The organism is Leptolyngbya sp. GGD (genome assembly GCF_026735145.1).
In the GTDB taxonomy this organism is placed as follows: Bacteria; Cyanobacteriota; Cyanobacteriia; order Leptolyngbyales; family Leptolyngbyaceae; genus Leptolyngbya; species Leptolyngbya boryana.
Map to the genome: position 1 here is coordinate 447,259 of NZ_JAPQKE010000004.1, position 19,096 is coordinate 466,354.

The 19,096-nt window shown below is 47.5% G+C and carries 19 protein-coding genes; 7 read left to right on the forward strand and 12 right to left on the reverse strand.

Annotation, left to right across the window (positions count from 1 at the left end; translation table 11 throughout):
- Complete coding sequence (locus OU814_RS21290; RefSeq protein WP_268242018.1) at positions 1-1,038, reverse strand: nitrilase-related carbon-nitrogen hydrolase; 1,038 nt, start codon at positions 1,036-1,038, stop codon at positions 1-3.
- A complete protein-coding gene (locus OU814_RS21295) occupies positions 1,028-1,165 on the reverse strand; it encodes a hypothetical protein (RefSeq protein WP_190651661.1) in 138 nt (45 codons plus the stop codon). Before OU814_RS21295 ends, OU814_RS21290 begins: the two co-directional genes overlap by 11 nt.
- Here OU814_RS21295 and OU814_RS21300 point away from each other — a divergent pair.
- Positions 1,164-1,967, forward strand: coding sequence for a DUF1838 domain-containing protein (locus OU814_RS21300; protein ID WP_017287344.1), 804 nt, complete (start codon positions 1,164-1,166; stop codon positions 1,965-1,967). The genes OU814_RS21295 and OU814_RS21300 overlap by 2 nt on opposite strands.
- Positions 1,968-2,095: 128 nt before the next feature.
- Here the strand turns inward: OU814_RS21300 and OU814_RS21305 are convergent, their stop codons facing one another.
- From OU814_RS21305 to OU814_RS21325, 5 genes are all read right to left on the reverse strand, one after another.
- Complete coding sequence (locus OU814_RS21305) at positions 2,096-3,103, reverse strand: VOC family protein (RefSeq protein ID WP_017287343.1); 1,008 nt, start codon at positions 3,101-3,103, stop codon at positions 2,096-2,098.
- Positions 3,100-3,573: a peptide-methionine (S)-S-oxide reductase MsrA gene (msrA, locus tag OU814_RS21310; protein ID WP_017287342.1), complete on the reverse strand. Its 474-nt coding sequence runs from the start codon at positions 3,571-3,573 to the stop codon at positions 3,100-3,102. The genes OU814_RS21305 and msrA overlap by 4 nt, the downstream gene beginning before the upstream one ends.
- 38 nt (positions 3,574-3,611) lie before the next feature.
- On the reverse strand, positions 3,612-4,808 hold the full coding sequence (gene chrA, locus OU814_RS21315) for a chromate efflux transporter (protein WP_268242019.1): 1,197 nt from the start codon (positions 4,806-4,808) through the stop codon (positions 3,612-3,614).
- A 22-nt stretch (positions 4,809-4,830) separates the two neighbouring features.
- A complete protein-coding gene (locus tag OU814_RS21320; protein ID WP_268242020.1) occupies positions 4,831-5,205 on the reverse strand; it encodes a cupin domain-containing protein in 375 nt (124 codons plus the stop codon).
- 214 nt (positions 5,206-5,419) lie between these two features.
- On the reverse strand, positions 5,420-6,568 hold the full coding sequence (locus OU814_RS21325; RefSeq protein WP_268242021.1) for a hypothetical protein: 1,149 nt from the start codon (positions 6,566-6,568) through the stop codon (positions 5,420-5,422).
- A gap of 274 nt (positions 6,569-6,842) precedes the next feature.
- Between OU814_RS21325 and OU814_RS21330 the strand changes: the two genes are divergently transcribed.
- Both OU814_RS21330 and OU814_RS21335 read left to right on the forward strand, forming a co-directional pair.
- Positions 6,843-8,168 carry an aromatic ring-hydroxylating dioxygenase subunit alpha gene (locus OU814_RS21330; protein WP_268242022.1) on the forward strand — a complete coding sequence of 442 codons (1,326 nt, stop codon included), beginning with the start codon at positions 6,843-6,845 and terminating at the stop codon, positions 8,166-8,168.
- 145 nt (positions 8,169-8,313) lie between these two features.
- On the forward strand, positions 8,314-9,072 hold the full coding sequence (locus tag OU814_RS21335; RefSeq protein WP_268242023.1) for a lipase family protein: 759 nt from the start codon (positions 8,314-8,316) through the stop codon (positions 9,070-9,072).
- A 92-nt stretch (positions 9,073-9,164) separates the two neighbouring features.
- Here OU814_RS21335 and OU814_RS21340 read toward each other — a convergent pair whose 3' ends face one another.
- Both OU814_RS21340 and OU814_RS21345 read right to left on the reverse strand, forming a co-directional pair.
- A complete protein-coding gene (locus tag OU814_RS21340) occupies positions 9,165-10,109 on the reverse strand; it encodes a hypothetical protein (protein ID WP_268242024.1) in 945 nt (314 codons plus the stop codon).
- Between the two features lie 320 nt (positions 10,110-10,429).
- Positions 10,430-11,032 carry a DUF4126 domain-containing protein gene (locus OU814_RS21345; RefSeq protein WP_268242025.1) on the reverse strand — a complete coding sequence of 201 codons (603 nt, stop codon included), beginning with the start codon at positions 11,030-11,032 and terminating at the stop codon, positions 10,430-10,432.
- A gap of 148 nt (positions 11,033-11,180) precedes the next feature.
- Here OU814_RS21345 and OU814_RS21350 point away from each other — a divergent pair, with 148 nt between their 5' ends.
- Entirely contained in the window at positions 11,181-11,540 is a 360-nt protein-coding gene (locus tag OU814_RS21350) for a tetratricopeptide repeat protein (protein ID WP_268242026.1), read from the forward strand.
- Between the two features lies 1 nt (position 11,541).
- Here the strand turns inward: OU814_RS21350 and OU814_RS21355 are convergent, their stop codons facing one another.
- A complete protein-coding gene (locus tag OU814_RS21355) occupies positions 11,542-11,904 on the reverse strand; it encodes a translation initiation factor (protein ID WP_017287333.1) in 363 nt (120 codons plus the stop codon).
- Positions 11,905-12,105: 201 nt separating this feature from the next.
- On the opposite strand from OU814_RS21355, the gene OU814_RS21360 reads away from it, so the two are divergent.
- Both OU814_RS21360 and OU814_RS21365 read left to right on the forward strand, forming a co-directional pair.
- Positions 12,106-12,513, forward strand: a complete 408-nt coding sequence (locus OU814_RS21360; protein ID WP_026148526.1) for a hypothetical protein — start codon at positions 12,106-12,108, stop codon at positions 12,511-12,513.
- Positions 12,514-12,518: 5 nt separating this feature from the next.
- Positions 12,519-13,775 (forward strand): glutamate-5-semialdehyde dehydrogenase, encoded by a 1,257-nt coding sequence (locus OU814_RS21365; protein ID WP_190651640.1) that lies wholly within the window; start codon positions 12,519-12,521, stop codon positions 13,773-13,775.
- 87 nt (positions 13,776-13,862) lie between these two features.
- Here the strand turns inward: OU814_RS21365 and OU814_RS21370 are convergent, their stop codons facing one another.
- Together OU814_RS21370 and OU814_RS21375 are read right to left on the reverse strand one after the other, a co-directional pair.
- The gene (locus OU814_RS21370; RefSeq protein ID WP_017287329.1) at positions 13,863-14,081 is read right to left on the reverse strand and encodes an addiction module protein; all 219 of its coding nucleotides are present in this window, start codon (positions 14,079-14,081) and stop codon (positions 13,863-13,865) included.
- A 50-nt stretch (positions 14,082-14,131) separates the two neighbouring features.
- Positions 14,132-15,454 carry a hemolysin family protein gene (locus OU814_RS21375; RefSeq protein ID WP_017287328.1) on the reverse strand — a complete coding sequence of 441 codons (1,323 nt, stop codon included), beginning with the start codon at positions 15,452-15,454 and terminating at the stop codon, positions 14,132-14,134.
- A gap of 142 nt (positions 15,455-15,596) precedes the next feature.
- Between OU814_RS21375 and mfd the strand changes: the two genes are divergently transcribed.
- Positions 15,597-19,055: a transcription-repair coupling factor gene (gene mfd / locus OU814_RS21380; RefSeq protein ID WP_268242027.1), complete on the forward strand. Its 3,459-nt coding sequence runs from the start codon at positions 15,597-15,599 to the stop codon at positions 19,053-19,055.
- The last annotated feature ends 41 nt before the right edge of the window (positions 19,056-19,096 follow it).

Here is a 19,096-nt window from a genome sequence, read left to right on the forward strand (position 1 = left end):
TCAAATCACTCCCTGCTTCGCTAAACGTTCGATCGTTGCTAACTGAGTTTGAATAAAATGCTTACGCTCGATCGCGCCATTTGCCATTGTATTCTTAGGATAGAACTCTGCATTCTGATAGCTCTCTACATAAGCATCAAACCGTTGACGCGATAGTAAATTTCCCAGTCCAGGCTGCCGACGGTAGCGCCGCAAAGCCGTTAAATCGACTTCTGCAAAAGCTGCCATACTCTCACCTGCTCCGGTTTCTGCGAGTACTAAGCCCCGATAATCGACAACTTTAGAACCACCATCGACAGATGAGATGGGAATTGGACTGTCTGCAATTCCGGCAGTATTTGCTGAAATCACATACATCATATTTTCTACAGCGCGGCTAATCTTTGCTGCTTCTTTCGGCGCGCGAGCTTGACCATAAATTTCGGAAGTCGGATGAAGTAACACTTCCGCCCCACGCATTGCCAAGCAGCGCGACACTTCTGGAAACAAAATCTCATCTGATGCGACTGCTGCAAGATTGCCAATTTCGGTTTGAGCAACTGGAAACACACCCTCTAATCCATACTGATCAAGATAACGATCCCACACATCGTGAGGAGTAGGCGCAAACAGTGAATTCAAGCGGCGATAGCGCAAAACAACTGAGCCACTCGGGTCTAACACAAAGCAAGTTTGAAAATATAAGCCTGGGAAATGTGGATCGACTTCGTAAGCATTTCCGGCTAAGAAAATTCGATGAGTTTGAGCGATTTTGCCTAAAGCTTCGTACTCTGCGCCTGCCATTTCCAAACAAGCTTTGTCTGCCCAATCTTCCAGAGATTCGCCCAGTGGAAAACCAGTGAGAAAATATTCTGGCAAAACAATTAAGCGACATCTCGACCCAATAAATGCAAGACTTGCAGCAATTTGAGGTTCTAACCGTGCGATCGCACTTTGCATACGCGATCGCGCTTCTTGTCGATCGCGGCTTTGATTAATCGCATGACAGGTTACCTGAAGTGCTAATGCTTGATAAGCAAGCTCATGGTCAATCATCATAGTGCTGCTGCTGAGGATTGCGCGTGAATTCTAGCATCGATACAACGATTCCCACCGACTTGCGTTGTAAAACTTGAGAGAAACGCCAATATAATTCAGGCAGTGCAACATGGGGGAATCCTGACATGTCAGTTTCAACTCAGCTTCTCGATGCCAAACATTGGGTAAAAGTGCGATCGTCGCTCGACCCGACGCAATCGAATTTCTTAATCTGGACAGGTTCGATTCACTCGTTTATCCCTGGTGAAAAGCGACAGCGCTTGTTCAAAATGGTCGGAATGAGCGTGAGTCGTTGTCTTCCCACTGAGGAGAATAGTTGGAAGTTCACCTCTAGAGAATTAACGTACTACTTAGACCCACAGACAGGTGAGAAGCTCGAAACTTGGAAAAATCCCTGGACTGAGGAAGTTCTGCCCGTCATGCATGTTGCAAACAATCCGATTCAAGGACTTTTCAAAGGACAGTTTCCTGCCCAAGTCGATGATGAAACGACAACTCTATCGTTTGATATCTTTCCGGCTTATCCCAGTCCCCTTGCTGATCCAAAGTTTGCCGAGTACTTCCCCAATCCCGATTACCAGGCGGCAGAGTTGTTTAAGTTTATGATTCCGACAGATGAGCTATTTGATGACCAAGTTCTCTCGATTTCTAAGCTCTGGCTGAGTTGGGATCGCATTGGGCCTTGGTTACCTTGGATGAAAATGGGCGATCGCGCTGGATACTTAATCTACAGTGCTACGGGTAAGAAAGTCGATGGCTTTGAGCAGTTGCCTCAGTTGCTTCAAGATGAGATTAATACGCGAATGCCACTGTATCGAGATGCTCCAGCAGATCAGCTAGATACGGAAGATATGACTTCTTGGCTTTACTTTGAGAAGCATTTTGATGCTTATCTGGCGGGGGAGACTTTTCCGATTCCGGCGGCTTAGCGGGGAGTGGGAAGTAGGGGTTCTTTTCTTGTCTTCATGAGGGTGTTTGAAACGTATCAAGAATTTCCTCGCTCCGTTCTATTCCGGGGGCGGGTGAAGGCGATGAACGATACGTTTCAAACATCCTCTTAACTCTCGATTAATGTCCAGAAGTAACCATCAGGAGCAGTAAAAGAAAAGCTACGATCGCCAAATTCATCCAAACAAATTTCAGTCACATTCCGCGCAGAACTTGCCTGAATGCGATCGCGATATTCCTCAACCTCCCCAACTCGATAGGTATACAAAGACATTCCTAAACATCCAGGCTGTGCCTTTTCAAATTGCTCTGGGACTACAGATGCTTCTGGAAATCTCACAATGTACAATCGTCCAGAGCGCGCGGCTTGCCAATCTGTCGCAGACGATCGCGGATCATCAAACGCAGTCACAATAAACTTCTCGCCGGGTTGCAAATCAAAAAACACGCGCCCCGCCTCTGAAAACTCATAGAACGTTTCTACATCGTCCCGCACTCGCAACAATCCCAAAACATCTTCGTAAAACTGGATGGTTTCCTTGCTATCATCCTGAACAATCATGCCCATGTGAGTGACTTGGCTGGCTTTGAATGCAGATTGTTCATTGATCTGCCCATAGTTTGGCACACTATACCCAAAGCGTTGAAATAAAACCTGTCGCGTCAAAGGCTGCAATAGTAGGGCTTCACGAACCCCGATCGTATCGTCTAGAAACGGGCGCATCTTGCGATCTTTGTTGTAAATGATCTCCCAATACGGCATTGTGTAACGAATTGGAAATCCTGCGCGATCGGCTTCTTCTGCCTGATTGAGAATCGTTAGCACATCTGCTGTCATCGTCGTTGCCCAACGATTACCTCTGACTCGCATTGATGCCAGCCCTAAGCCTTCATTTCGGGGATGCTCCCACTGCATGAGTCGGATCAAACCATGATCCGCCGTTTGATGCGTCAGTCGCACTGAATGCAAAGCAGAATTTGATTGATATAACCGTTGAGCACTCTCGGCTGAAAGGCTACCTGTTTGATCCACACTGTAGCCAAACTGCTGCCAATACGCGATCGCGCTATCGATATCAGAGACTCCAATGCACACATCGTAAATGCCTGTAATCATGTTGCTACTTCTCTCTGTGCGGCTTGTTTCTCAAAATACTGTTGATGATCCTCTGTCGCTAACCAATAATCAGCAGCAGGTTGAATTTCAGTCACAATTGGCTTGTCATAGCGGTTTGAACGATCTAAAGCAAGCTTAGATTGGCGCGCGATCGCGGCTTGTTCTGAGGTGTGATAAAAAATCACAGAACGATACTGATCGCCTCGATCTGCACCTTGTCGATTTAAGCTCGTTGGATCATGAATTCGCCAAAACACATCCAGTAAAGCCTCATAACTGACCTGTGCCGGATCATATTCAACCTGGCAGACTTCCGCATGTCCAGTAATTCGCGAGAGCACATCCAGATAGCAAGGATTCTCGAAATGTCCACCCATATACCCAACAGAAGTAGATTTCACGCCCGAAATCTTACGAAATGCGGCTTCTACCCCCCAAAAACATCCTGCTCCAAACGTTGCTTTTTCCATATCATCTCTCTGAAACGCTCTACATCCAGAATCGCATCCTATAGATACCCTAACCAAGAAGCAGCCCAAGCGATCGCGGCTCCACCAAGTACCAACCAGACGGCACTGACTCGAAATCGAATCGCAAGCAAGGCACTCATGAGTGCGATCATAGTTGCTAAAACATCGATAAATGGAGCTGACGATTTTCCAAGCGTTGCGATCGCGAGTTGCACCGTTACGACAACCATTAATCCGACCGCACTGACATTCACTGCATCTAAGAATGCCGAAGCCCATTCAGAACGACGTAAGAGCGGAATCACAGGATTCAGCACCACGACGAACACAAACGACGGTAAGAAAATTCCGATCGTCGAAACAATCGCCCCAGGAATTCCTCCGATTACATAGCCAATGAATGTTGCTGTCGAAAGAATTGGACCTGGTGTAAATTGACCAATTGCGATCGCATCGAACAATTGCTGCTGAGTTAACCAACCCAAATTGTCAACAAACGATCCTTGAATAAAGGCAATTAAGACATATCCACCCCCAAACAACACACTTCCAATCTTCAGAAATGTCCAGCCTAATTGCCAGAGTGAGAATGGAACGGTAGTCAGCCCGACTGCTGCTGTTGCTTTCAGAGCCGATGTAAGCGTCAACCCTGTGATCAATAAATTCGCCTGCTCGTTTGATCGATCGTGCGGTGTTTTCAGCCAGAGCATTCCTAGAAAGCCACCGAGCAGCAAAGCGACAATTTCACTCACACGAGCGAACCAGACGAGCAAAATCACGATCAGCGCGATCGCAAATAATATGCGATTCTTCACTGCTTTCTTGCCCAATCGCCACAGGGCATCAACGACGATCGCGAGTACCGCAGGCTTAATGCCATAGAGCAAAAAAGCAAGCTGTGGCAGCGCACCCAACGCAACATAAGCCCAGGCAAATCCGAGCGTAATCAGCACCGCAGGCAGAATAAAACACACCCCTGCTACGATCAGCCCTAACCAACCTGCATAGAGATACCCAACATGAATAGCAATCTCAGTCGAATTGGGACCTGGAATCAAGTTAGTCGCCCCAATCAGATCGAGGAACTCTTCGCGCCTGAGCCATTGTCGCTTCACGACGACTTCCTCTTCCATCATGGCAATGTGGGCATTTGGGCCACCAAAGCCAATTGTGCCAAGTTTCAGAAAGAGGTGCGCAAGTTCGATCAGTCGAGCAGAATGTAATGAGGAAGACATAACCTAAATTCTGTAATAAGACTCAGGATATAGTCTCTGAAAATACAGTTTCATCTTCTTTTCTCCAAGCCGGATCAACGATACAGATAAATACGATCGCTTCGGTTCCAGTATTGCGAAGGAATTGAACCGCATTCGGCGGAATATAGACCGCATCTCCAGGCTCAATGGTTTTCAGTTCGTTATCGATCAACATTTCTCCTGTGCCGCTCAGAATGTAGTAAACCTCAGAAGTCGTGAGTGAATGCGGAAGTGAAGTTGCACCAACAGGCAAAATTGCATGAGCGAGACTGTAGCGCAGATTGATCGGTTGCTTATCGGGGTGTAAAAGCTCACGTAGGATCGTTTGATCTCCTGCAAAAAATTCTTCACACTCATCCAATTTTCGGATCAACATGATCTGCCCACCTCTCAATCAAGCGTTAGTTTCCTTAATCTAAACTAAACGTGGATTGCACGATCGACACTCCAAGTAGATGGGCGTAATTCAACACCAGTTCGGCAAGTTCTCTCGCTCCGTTCTATCTCGCCCCGAATTCAGTGGGTTTCAACCTACTTCGCACAGTTAGGCCCGTATTTTCAATGCGGGGCGGGATGCAAACGAGAACGACTTATTTACCGCGTCTAACATAACCCGTGCCATTCAGCCAAATCGCACTCTTGGGGTCTTTGGGATCGGTAATAATGATGCGGTTTTCTGTCGTCCCATCGTCATAGTTAATCCGCAAGACTAACCCATCGATTTGGTACCGTCCCCGTTGGTTCGGTGCGACCGAGGATGTGACCACACTACTGCCCCCACTTGATGCGGATGAACCCGCACCATTACCTCGTACAATTCGACCATCTGGAAAAAACGTGTAAGCACGCCACGCTGCCACAGAAGCACTTCCACCGATCGCGACGTTGCCCGTCCCGGAAAGAGATCGATAGGTTCCATTTAAGCGAAACTGACTCGGTAAAGATTGATAAGTCGTGGGAAAAGGGAGTGCCTTCCATCCCTTAGCAGTTTTTAATTGCACCCGTCCGCCGCTGCGCTGCCACTGCGTCCAGTCTTCAGGATGGGCGCGTCGATAGGCATCCAGGCCACCCGCATACATCAAACCTTTGACATCGGTGAGCGCTTCGCCATTCCGAAACAGCACAACCGGATAGATATCCTGCGTCAAGAATCCACCAACGCCCATCATGGTTCGCATATTGAAACCAAAAGAGTCGATCGTCGCAACTACCTTGGAAACATCAGAGTCAGATTTAGACGACATCGCTGTTGGATTGCTTGAACGATTCGTCGTTCTAGACCCAGAATTTGTGATCTGCTGTGGCTTGGTATTGTTCGTCGATGGTGAACCTGCGGTTGCGACTGTGGGTGAAGCAAGCCGTGTAACCGATACAGCAAGATTACAGGGATCAGCATTGGGCTGTTTCTGAGTCAGAGCAGTGAGCAAAATCGAAGCTCCTTTGTCCAGTTGGCGCTGCATATCCGCGGATAGCCCCTGAATTTGAGTCCGAAGCGCAGTCACATTTTGTCCCTTTTCCCAAGCAGCGATAGATGCGGATTCACTAGCATTAAAACTCCGCCCTGCTGCACATTGAGTAGACAACTGATCAAACACTTTCACAATCAGAGCAGCACGGGCAAAGGATTCGTCGATCGCTGGCTGTTTCTGCGCTCTAGCCACTGTAGATAAACCAAGCACAAGTCCAGCGGCAAGCACAATACTCAGCCGCGAGCTTAAAAAAATCGTGGATGTTTTCATATTGCTTAAAAATCAATGACATTCCGACTTGGATCACACCCTTGGAACCAAAGAGAATGAACTCACTTGTTCAAAACTCAAGCGTTTCTAAAAAAGTTTGTCTGGAACTACTACCTTCACAATCCAGCACCCAATTCAAGCCACCATTAAAGCACAACACAGAACATCAGAGGTAGAGTTAGAGGTAGGATAGTTGCCAAAAGCGATGATGTCTCACAATGAGATCTCACAATGAGCGATCGCTCTTTCAGTTCAACGATTCAGATCAAAATATATGAAACCTCAATTTAACTTCTTTCAGCACTGGTATCCGCTTACTCCTATTGAAGATCTAGAGATCAATCAACCTACCGCAGTCACCGTACTAGGATTACGGCTAGTCATCTGGAAACCGAAGTCTGCTGAGACGTTTCAAGTATTCTTAGATCAGTGTCCTCACCGTCTTGCTCCACTCAGCGAAGGGCGAATTGACGAAAAAACGGGAAATTTGATGTGTAGCTACCACGGCTGGCAATTTGACTCGCAAGGCGTTTGTACTCAGATTCCCCAAGCGGACAATCCAGAATTAGTCAGTAAAAATCAAGATAATTTATGCGCGATCGCGTTTCCGGTGCAACAGCAGCAAGAGTTACTTTGGGTTTGGCTCGATCCAGCATCTCCTGAGCAAGCTGCACAAACTCCGTTGCCTTTATCGCCTCAGATCGATGCAAGTAAAGGCTTTGTCTGGTCTTCTTTCGTGCGCGATCTAGAATACGACTGGCAGACCTTAGTCGAAAATGTCACTGATCCGAGTCATGTGCCTTTTGCACATCATGGAGTACAAGGCGATCGCAATAAAGCCGCCCCAATGCCCATTAAAATTGTGCAATCGACACCCGAACGGATTGAAGCAACTGCTTCAGGACGATTTCCTGCAACGATTACGTTTGAGCCTCCTTGCCGTTTAGAGTATGCCATTCAGTTTGGAGATAGCGGCAAGCAAGTGGGACTCGTGACCTATTGCATTCCTGTGTCTCCAGGAAAATCGAGAATTGTCGCTCAGTTCCCGCGCAACTTTGCACAAGCCCTGCATCGATTTACGCCGCGCTGGTGGGAACATATCCAGACGCGCAATCAGGTGCTAGATGGAGATATGATTTTACTTCAGCAGCAAGAGTATTTTTTGCATCAAAAAACGCGCACCGAAAGTTGGAAAACTGCCTATAAGTTGCCGACGAGCGCAGATCGTTTAGTCATTGAGTTTCGCAACTGGTTCGATCAATATTGCCAAGGACACCTGCCGTGGAGCGAAGTTGGACTCGAAGAACAACCGTGCTGGAATGATCATCGTGAGCAGGTTCTCGATCGCTATCAACAACACACACAGCATTGTAGTAGCTGTCGTAAAGCACTCTTAACGATCGATCGCTTACAGATAGCACTCTTAATTTACTTTGCGCTCACGGTTGCGATCGTTGCACTTTTGCCAGATGCGCTCCGATTGAAACTCGGTCTACCCGGCATTGCGATCGCAGTTTTGGGACTAGGCATTTATGGTGGACTAAAGTTTTGGCTTCGTCCGAAGTTTTACTTTGTAGATTACATTCATGCACAGAAATGAGCTTGCAAGATTTTGGGCTTGAGTTCCAATCAGCGATCGAGGATTGTCAAAGATTAAGACGTATAGATTTACGTCGATCGTTTGGAAATTGCTGAGTGCTTATGGTAGTCAGTATTGACCAATAATATCCATAATTCCAGGGGTCATGATGTCGATCGACTACTCAAAAGCCGCAAAGTATGCCCTCTTCTGTAAAAAAGTCTACGAAAACTTTGATACAGTTCGTTTTGACGGCATCACTCTCACTCCAGTCTTGATCAGCGAAGCGAAAACAGATACGCAGTGCGCCATTCTTACCGAAGGAACATCTGCCACGATCGTCTTTCGAGGTAGTGATTCGTCTCAGGATTGGGAAACTGATTTTACTACACGATTAGAGCGCGCCCAGTTTGATCAAAATGTGATTCAGGAGTTAATTGTCGAACCTAAAGAGAAAACCTATCCTTATGCAACGAAGAATAGTTCAAACGCGCAGATGCATAGCGGGTTTGTAGCGGCTTACTTTGCCGTTCGCAATCAAATTCATGATTACATTAGGACGAGTGAAGTCACGAATGTGGTTACGACTGGGCATAGTTTAGGGGGAGCATTGGCAACATTGTGTGCCGTCGATCTGCAATACAATTTTTCAGCAAAGATTACGGTCGAATCTTATACTTACGGTTCACCCGCAGTGGGAAATGGTGGATTTCGAGATTCCTACAATGAGCGGGTTCCGAATACCTATCGAATTGTTCATGGAATGGATCTCGTGCCAGAGCTACCGCGATGGTGGCAAGGTTATAAATCAGTCGATAAGGAAATTCGGATTGGCAAACGCTTCAGTCTAAACTTTATTAGCCAACGGTTCAAAGATCACGCGATCGACTGCTACATCAACGTGCTCAAACAGTTGGTGAAATAGAGAGATGAAACAGCAAAAGCCAGTGATAAGCTGGCTTTTCAATTCAGTTGGATGAAGAAGGTTGAGATTACAATGCAAGTCTAAAGCGGGGTTTAGCAACCATAGCCTGCGCCCGTGAACACCGATTTCAACTGGTTTCCTTGTAATTCGTAAAGGCTGAAAGTAATGGCTTCATACCCATTGTTCTGAATCAGTACTTCTTGTTGACCATCTCCATTTGCATCGATCGTGCCGACAATTTCATAGATTCGTCCAGCCTCGATAGCAGGCACAAAGTAAGGAACAGCCTGAGATGAAAGCAGTTGCGGTTGAGACGCGCCATAGCCTAACCAAACATTGGCATAGATTGAGCTAACAGTTGGTCGATCTCGGTTGGGTTGAACCGCTCGTGCCGGAGCTTTCCTTAACTTTCCAAACACTTCTGGCTGACCATCGCCATTGAGATCAAACACTCGGAGTTCAACGAGTGTGACTGTTCCTTGAACTGATTTTGCCTGTGGGTTCTTGGCAATTTCGTTTGTCCCAATCCGGATTAAATCTTTGCGATATTGATCGAGTTGGGCACGAGTTGGGCGAACTGTTGTAGCCGGGGTCGTTACTTTTGCAGCGATCGCAGAACGCCAAGTTTCATCAAATTCTTGACCATTGAAGACCCCACTTGAGGTTCTTTGGCTAGCGCGAGGAAGCTGATTAAATGCGAGGTTGAAATCTGACTGTCCCGCAAGCTTTCCTCGTCCAACTAAAACCGCAGAACAAGCAAATTGACCTACTCCCAGTCGATCGACGCTGAATTTGCCCAAGGCATAACCTGGATTCGCGATCGTGAAAGTCGGATTCGTATTGAGCACACTGTTTGCCGCATTGCGCTGAACGATCTCTGCTTCTTTTGAATCTTCTCGAACTTCTGGAGTTACGTCGAGGCTAGCATCGGTGTAGCGTCCGTTCCTGTATTGTGCGATCGGATAAATTTCTCCTCGATACTGTTGATTGAGATTGTTACGTTTGAGCATGAAAAGCCCAATGAGATTATCTTGCACAGGTTGTGCCGAAGGTTGAGAGACTGCGCGCGGTGAAGAATTTATAACGGCACAACTTACTAAAGTCAGAGCAGTGCCAACCAAAGAAAACAATTTTAAGTTTGTCATTTTCGGGTGTCTGTAGCGTTAGAGTTTAGCGAGATGGCGTTGTCGAACTGTCAAGGGTCATTTACTGACAAACGGCATCCTCTAAAAACAGGAATCTCAATTTTTCCTAAACTGATGGAGATTGCATAAGTAAAGACACACGAGCAGAAGAGTAGGTTCCGTAAATGGTTGGGCTACTAGAAATTTGGTGGGGAGTGGGGAGTGGGGAGACTCTATTTCGCTGGACTTGCTCCTCGATCGCGAGTCCGCCAGCGCAGGACAAGCTGTGTAATCCGAGAAATTCCAAATCCGAATAATCCAATCACCAATAGTCCTGCTAGCGCTGGAACTGTAAAAGCCAAAACCGACAATGCAGTCGCAATCACAAGTTCAATCGCTGCAAAAATCGGATTCGTCAAACCTCCTGAAGCTGCTGTCGAAGTCCCGCGCAGCAGATTTGTGAATAGCTTCGTAATTCCGGCTGTTCCGCCTCCAGCAACGATCGCTAACGTCCATTGAATCAACGGATTCATATCCGGCGAAACCGATGCAGCTACAATCGTGCCGACAATCATTGCGGCTGGAGTGGCTAAAACATCGAGTGCATGGTCAAACCAAGGAATGGAGTAGCCAATAATTTCGAGAACGGTTGCGATCGCGAATAACGTCAATGCCTGCTGATTCTCAATCCAATCAAAATTACTCGGCAAATCGTAGTGTCCCAAAACCGAGAACGCACTCAGCGCCAGCAGTGGCACAAAGACGCGAAATCCTGCCGCGGCACTCAAACTGATGCCTAAAAGCAATTCAATCACCGTATGAAGAGTCAAATCCACAGCGTTTTCCTCGAAGGCTCTAACTCTTAAATGTAGATCGCACTCATCAATATTGCAGTCGTAAATCCGGCTCAATTCTGGTGAGAAATCCCACCCAGACAGCAGCAAATTTTGCTTCGACAATTGAAGCGAGTCTGTGGAGTCAAAAATGAACAGCCTGGAACAAGGATGCGAATGTTGTCAGCAAGGTGAATTTCTAGCAGCGATCGCCCATTTCGATCAAGCCATTCAAGCCGATCCAACCTGTGCAACGGCTTGGAATTATCGAGCCAATGCACTTTCTGGATTAAAGCGCTACGCCGAGGCATTGAGAGATTACGATCAAGCCGTCTTTCTGAAACCTGACTATCATGTAGCCTGGTTCAATCGAGGAGCCATGCTCACCGAAATGGCAGCCTATGGCAACGCGATCGAGTCTTACGATCGCGCCATTCAGCACAAACCCGATCCGGTTTATCTCCACGCACGAGCCGCGATCGGCATCAAACAGCAACTGATCTTTACGTAAACTAACCGCCGCTAATTTTTGCCTTATATCCGAGTCCTGTTAAGAGTTGTACTAACTTCTGAGCATGATCCCCTTGGATCTCGATCGTGTTCTCTTTCACTGATCCCCCAGTTCCACACTGCGCTTTTAATTTTTTCGCCAAATCGCTTAGCGTTTCCGGCTTGCTTTGGAACCCAGAAATCACCGTCACCGTTTTCCCCCCACGACCTTTGCGTGACACCTGCACCCGAAGATTTTGCTGATTTGGAGGCAAATCGGGAACCGCCCGCTCGAACACCTCCTCTGAATTGCCAAACTCAGAGTAAACAATGCGATCCTGCTTGCCTGTGCCGGAACCGTTGCGATCGGTGGGTTTCTTCGCCATAAATGAATAAATGTTACAGAGCAATCGTAATGTCAATCTTAAAGAGTCTGTGTCTCTAGAGTGAAAATGATAGAATTTCGATCATCGTCACCTTCAGAAGTTGAGTATACTGCTCAAGTTTAGGATGTGACTGGGTGCAGTGGAAATTTTCCCGCCGCAAAGATACTGATCAACTTGAATTTAAAAAAACTTCTATTACTCGTGCAGACCCAGAAGCACCAAAAGATCGAACTCAGTACGGATTATCCCTGTCCGTGCCGCCGTCGCGGTCGCCTTGTCCCGATCGCGCTAACTGACGCATTTGGCTGTGATCGCTGTCAGCAGATCTTCGTCCTTGAAGAAAACGGCTACGTGATCGAACAACTCGCAACCAGCTATCCCTATAAGCGATCGTGGCGTTGGACAGGTCACCAGTGGAATATTGTCCAGCCTGGACTTGGAGACAGTTATTTACCCCTAGCACTCGGTATTCTCCTAGTGCTGTTGAGTATTTGGCTACCCGTTGCGCTTCATTCGCCGTCCGGAGCCAGTATTATGTTGTGGGCGATCGTAGCGCTGGTGTTAGCCGTGCTGCCCGCCTTAATGGTTTGGTTAGCCTATCGGCGGTAAGCCCAATGACAACGGATTCTCTGGGAGCATTTGACCCGATTTCAACGCTGCGATCGGCTCATACAACTTCGCTGGCTTTAGCGGCGACAAGTGGTGTGAACCGGAGTCGGGCAGTGCAGGCAATGGCGCAAGCGTTGTGTCGTCGCCAAATGGATATTTTGGAGGCGAATACGCTCGATCTCGAAATTAGTCGAGAGATGGCGATTTCAGACTTGCTGCTGGAATGGCTGAAATTAACTCCGGAGCGAATTCAAAATACGGTACAAATTCTCAATCGCCTGAGTGAGTTGCCAGATCCGATCGGGCGGGTTATGCCTGCCAATTTTCAAGTCGATCGCGCTCAGACCTATTCGCAGTTGATGCCGCTTGGAGTCGTCGCCCTGATTTATGAAGCGTTTCCAGAACTCAGTGCGATCGCGGCTGGATTGTGTATCAAAACAGCAAATTGTCTGGTGCTGCGAGGTGGAAATGAGGCGAGCCACTCGAATAGTGTAATTGCTGAAACGCTGGCACAGGCTTTAGAAGATGAAGGACTCCCGATCGAGAGTGTGCAACTGCTTCCCGGCGAAAGTACGCCGATTCGGGATTTGATTAGTCAAGATCGCTATCTCAATCTGATCATTCCTTACGGAAGACCGAGCTTAGTGCAACAAGTCGTAAGACAGGCAACGGCTCCAGTTTTACGATCGGCAATGGGCAATTGTTATTTATATTGGTCGCCGTCGGGCAGTTTGGATCTGGCGCGATCGATGATCGTCGATAGCCATTTGAGTGAGCCTGATCCGGTCAATGCGATCGAGAAAGTTTTAATTCATCGACAGCAAAATTTTTCGTCTCTCGTGATGCTGTGGGATAGCTTGCGCGAGAAAGGATTTGAGATTCGAGGTGATGTGAATTTAGTCGAACAATTTCCAGGCTTGCGACTAACAGAAGATGTCGAATGGGGACAGGCTTATCTCGATCGTATTGTCAGCTTTAGAATGGTAGATGGCTTGACTAGCGCGATCGATTTGATCAATCACTACAGTAGTGGTCATGCCGATTGTTTAGTCAGCGAATCTTATCAGGAGAGTCGGCAGTTTGCGCTCGGGGTGAACAGTGCTTCGACTTATATCAATACGTCGCCTCGGTTTTATCGCAATCCGAAGCGGGGCGATGCAATCTTTCTCGGCATGTCCAATCAGAAAGGACATCGACGCGGATTGATTGGACTAGAAACCTTAACGACCGTGAAACATATTGTGCAAGGCGTTGGAAGCTAGTGTAAGCCTAATCCAATCTTTCTACTTTCGTACCAAAAATATCCTTGGTCGATATCGTCCTCCGCTTCAGGAGTGAGCGTAATCCTTTTAGCCATGTTTCTCAATAATGCGCCGTTTCACGTCCTCCCACGAACGACCTGTAGAAGGATCGGCTTGATAAGCTGCTTTTCTACGATCCAGTTCGTCTTTCTGCCAATCTGTGAGAGGAATATCTTCTGCTTCTATGCTGTCCCACAGATCTTGCACTAACAAGAGACGTTCAGAAGGACTGAGTTTGAGCAAGTCTGCATGTTCAGTATTAATCATGGGGATCGCTCGATTCAATATCTTTGTTGTACTGCAAAACTTGCGAAACCTCAAGATGTCGTAGTTCCTGGATGTACTTCCCCAACGAGCACCTTATCTACTCGATTTCCATCCATATCCATGACTTCAAAGCGCAGGGTTTCCCACTCAAAATGATCAGCAGCAGTGGGAATTTTTCCTAAATACATCACCACAAACCCGCCTAAAGTCTGATAGCTCCCCCGTTGCTCTCCCGGCAATTCCTGATCTTCAATATGGAGAATTTCCTTGAATTGGTAAATCGGTAACATGCCATCAAGTAACCAAGTTCCATCCTCGCGCTGAATCGCTTGGGGTTCTGCTAACTCTTCAACGGTGGGAATGTCACCGACGATCGCTTGTAGAACATCCGTCAACGTCACTAAGCCCTGAATCACGCCATACTCATCGACTACAAATGCGATTTGAGTTCCGGTTTGCTTAAATAATTCCAACACTTTCAGTGCGCGAGTACTTTCTGGCACAAACACGGGAGGTTGCAGCGAAGTGCGAACATCCAGAGATTGACCATACATGGTTTTAACGAGCAGATCATAGGTCTGGACAATACCCAGCAGATTGTCGAGTCCACCCTGACACACTGGAAATCTTGAATGAGCGCTTTCCATCATTTGGCGGCGAATTTCGTCTTCGGAATCTTCTAGATCAATCCAGGTGATTTCTAAACGAGGAGTCATCAGCGAACTGACTCGACGATCGCCCAATCGAAATACCCGTTTCATGATGTCCTCTTCCGCCTGCTCAAACATCCCGGCTTCAGTTCCCTGCTCGATCATGACGCGGATTTCTTCCTCAGTGACGGGCGGATCATCCGAGGGGCGAATTCCCAAAAATCGAACTGCGACATTCGTTGAAGCACTGAGCAGGTAGACGATCGGAGCCGCAGCTTTTGCCATCAGACTCATGGGGACGGCTGCCCAGGATGCAATCTGCTCCGGTGAATTCAGCGCGACGCGTTTGGGAACTAATTCCCCGACAATCAGCGTTAAATACGTCAAAGTCAGAATTGCAATCCCGAAAGAAAGCGGCTGACTATACCCACGTAAAAATGGAATTGAACTGAAAAACGGTTCTAATTGTTTTGTTAATGCCTGTTCCCCAAATGCACCCGATGCAATCCCAATCAACGTGATCCCAACTTGAACGATCGCTAAAAAATTGTTCGGTTCTTCAGCCAAGCGGAGTGCGGCTCTGGCTCGGGTATCACCTTGATTGGCGTTTTGCTGAAGTCGGATTTTGCGAGCCGAGACGATCGCTAACTCGGACATGACAAATAGCCCATTTGCTAGCGTCAGTAACAAAATAATTAGTAAATCTGTAGTGAACGAATTCATCGGGGAATTTGAAAAAGCTTAAATCCGACCGTATTAGTGTATCCCTGAATGGTGAGTTCATTGAGGCGAGAGATCTTCTGCCAACCAGCAGAAACGGGATTCGATACAATGTAAAGACTCATTTCAGCTCCTCTTGTCCGACATGGCTTTTTCTTCGATTATTCGCGCACTGGGTCGATCGCCGCTCACGGCAGAACTCCTGAGCAAACTGAAACAAAATTCGACACTGAATTTGAGTGGTCTTTCTCGTTTGGCGAAAGGAATTGTCGCTTCGACGTTGGCACAGGCAAGCGATCGCACGCTTTTAGTCGTAACTTCGACTTTGGAAGAAGCCGGGCGATGGAGTGTCCAGATGGATGCGATGGGCTGGAATACGGTGCATTTTTATCCCACATCGGAATCTTCGCCGTATGAACCGTTTGACCCGGAAGCGGAGATGACTTGGGGACAGTTGCAGACGCTCGCGGATCTAGTAAAAGCGGGAGAGAAGATTGCGATCGTGGCAACCGAGCGCGCGCTCCAGCCCCATTTACCACCGCCTGCCGCTTTTTTGCCCTATTTTCTGACGTTAGAGAAAGGCAGTAGCCTCAATCTCGCTCAGTTAAGCGATACGTTGGCGAAGTTGGGATATGAGCGATCGAACTTGGTCGAAACCGAAGGGCAGTGGAGCCGTAGAGGCGACATTATTGATGTGTTTCCCGTTGCCGCAGAACTCCCTGTGCGCTTAGAGCTATTTGGCGACGAGTTGGATCAGATTCGGGAGTTTGATCCGTCTACGCAGCGATCGCTCGATCGCGTTACGCAAGTCACTTTCACACCGACGAGCTTTAGTCCGATTATTCAATCTGCACTTGGGGAAGACGTTCTCGATTTTCTCTCGCCTGAAGACCAAGAGCGATTTGTGGAAGGCACGTCGATCGAAGGAGTTCGCCGCTTTTTAGGTTTGGCATTTGAGCAACCCGCCTCCTTGCTCGATTATTTACCTGAGAATACGCTGGTCGCACTCGATGAGCTAGAGATGACACAAGCTCACAGCGATCGCTGGCTGGAACATGTCGAAGAGCATTGGCAAGAAGTTAAGCCGACTGTACCCAAGATTCATCGATCGTTCGAGGATTCGCTGGTCGAATTGGCGAGGTTCGAGCGGATTAATCTCGCTGAGTTAGCAGAGGTCAACAATGGTCTGAACCTTGCAAGTCGTCCGGTTCCGGCAATTCCCCATCAGTTTGCGCGATTAGCTGAGACATTGAGGGGGGAGCGCGATCGTAATTTTGCAATTTGGCTCGTTTCAGCACAGCCTTCTCGCTCGGTTGCTTTGCTTCAAGAACATGACTGTCCAGCGCAGTTCGTTCCGAATCCGAAAGATTATTTAGCGATCGAGAAACTGCAAATTCAACACGTTCCTGTCGCAGTCAAATACTCTGGCTTAGCAGAACTTGAAGGGTTCATTCTACCGACGTTTCGTCTAGTCGTCGTTACAGATAAAGAATTCTTTGGACAGCAAACGTTAGCAACTCCAACTTATGTTCGCAAACGTCGCCGAGCCGCATCAAAACAAGTCGATCCAAACAAGCTAGAGCAAGGCGATTTTGTCGTTCACAAAAGTCATGGCATCGGGCAATTTATCAAGCTCGAAAGCTTGACGATTAACAATGAAACTCGTGAATATCTCGTTCTGAAGTATGCAGATGGATTGCTAAGAGTCGCCGCGGATCAACTCGGTTCACTCTCGCGTTTTCGAGGCATGGGCGATGCCAAGCCTGAGCTAAACAAGATGTCGAGTAAAGCTTGGGAAAAAACGAAAAGCAAAGTTCGCAAAGCCGTTAAAAAAGTTGCAGTCGATTTGCTACAACTCTATGCACAACGCGCTCAGCAGCAAGGCTTTACTTATCCGGTTGACATGCCTTGGCAGCAAGAGATGGAAGATTCTTTCCCTTACCAGCCCACACCGGATCAGTTAAAAGCAGTTCAAGATGTGAAGCTCGATATGGAAAGCGATCGACCGATGGATCGTTTAGTCTGCGGTGATGTTGGCTTTGGTAAAACTGAAGTTGCAATTCGAGCAATTTTCAAAGCAGTAACGGCTGGAAAGCAAGTTGCGTTACTCGCACCGACGACTATTCTGACTCAGCAGCACTATCACACAATTAAAGAGCGGTTTGCCCCCTATCCGATTCAAGTGGGATTGCTCAATCGATTTCGATCTGCCGAAGAACGCAAAGATATTCAGCGTCGAATGATCACAGGTGAACTTGACATTGTTGTCGGAACCCATCAGCTTCTCGGAAAAGGCGTTGCATTCAAAGATTTAGGCTTACTCGTGGTCGATGAAGAACAACGATTTGGAGTGAATCAGAAAGAGAAGATCAAATCCCTGAAAACGCAAGTTGATGTTCTGACGCTCAGTGCAACTCCAATTCCGAGAACCTTGTATATGGCACTTTCAGGGGTGCGAGAAATGAGTTTAATTACGACTCCACCCCCATCGCGTCGTCCGATTAAAACACATCTCTCTCCTTACGATGGGGAAATGGTGCGATCGGCAATTCGCCAAGAACTCGATCGTGGGGGACAAATCTTTTATGTTGTGCCGCGTGTCGAAGGAATTGAAGAGATTTCAGCGCGCATTCGAGAAATGATTCCGGGTGTGAGAATTGCGATCGCACATGGTCAAATGCCCGAAGCTGAACTCGAATCGGTGATGCTAACGTTTGGTGCAGGCGAAGCAGATGTCTTACTGTGCACTACGATTATCGAATCTGGATTAGACATTCCCAGAGTCAATACGATTCTCATCGAAGATGCTCAGAAGTTTGGCTTATCACAGCTTTATCAGCTTCGAGGTCGAGTCGGACGGGCAGGAATTCAAGCTCATGCCTGGTTGTTCTATCCAAAACAGCATCAACTCTCAGATAACGCCAGACAAAGACTTCGAGCCTTGCAAGAATTTACACAGCTTGGATCGGGCTATCAATTAGCCGTTCGAGATATGGAAATTCGAGGAGTCGGGAACTTACTCGGCGCAGAACAATCGGGACAGATGGATGCGATCGGGTTTGATCTCTACATGGAAATGCTGCAAGAAGCGATTCAAGAGATTCGAGGTCAAGAGATTCCGCAAGTTGATGATACTCAGATTGATCTCAGTCTGACAGCGTTTATTCCCGCCGATTACATTCCCGATCTCGATCAGAAAATGTCCGCTTACCGTGCGGTCGCTGCGGCTCAATCTAAAACTGAGTTGATGCAGGTTTCAGCCGATTGGATTGATTGGTATGGACAGATTCCACTTGCGGCTCAGCAGTTACTTCGAGTCATGGAACTTAAACAAATTGCGAAAAAGCTTGGGTTCTCACGCATCAAGCCAGAAGGCAAGCAGCATGTGATTTTAGAAACTCCAATGGAAGAACCCGCTTGGAATCTGCTGAAAGAGAACTTACCCGATCATTTGCGATCGCGCTTTGTCTTCACGACTGGAAAAGTAACTGTGCGCGGTTTAGGTGCGCTAAGTGCAGAGCAACAATTGACCAATTTGATCGATTGGTTAGGTCGAATGCAAGGAGCGTTACCTGAGCCTGCACTGAGTGGAGCGAGTCAGTGAGTGTGTGTGTGTCGTAACGTTGTACTGCCTTGCATGATTGG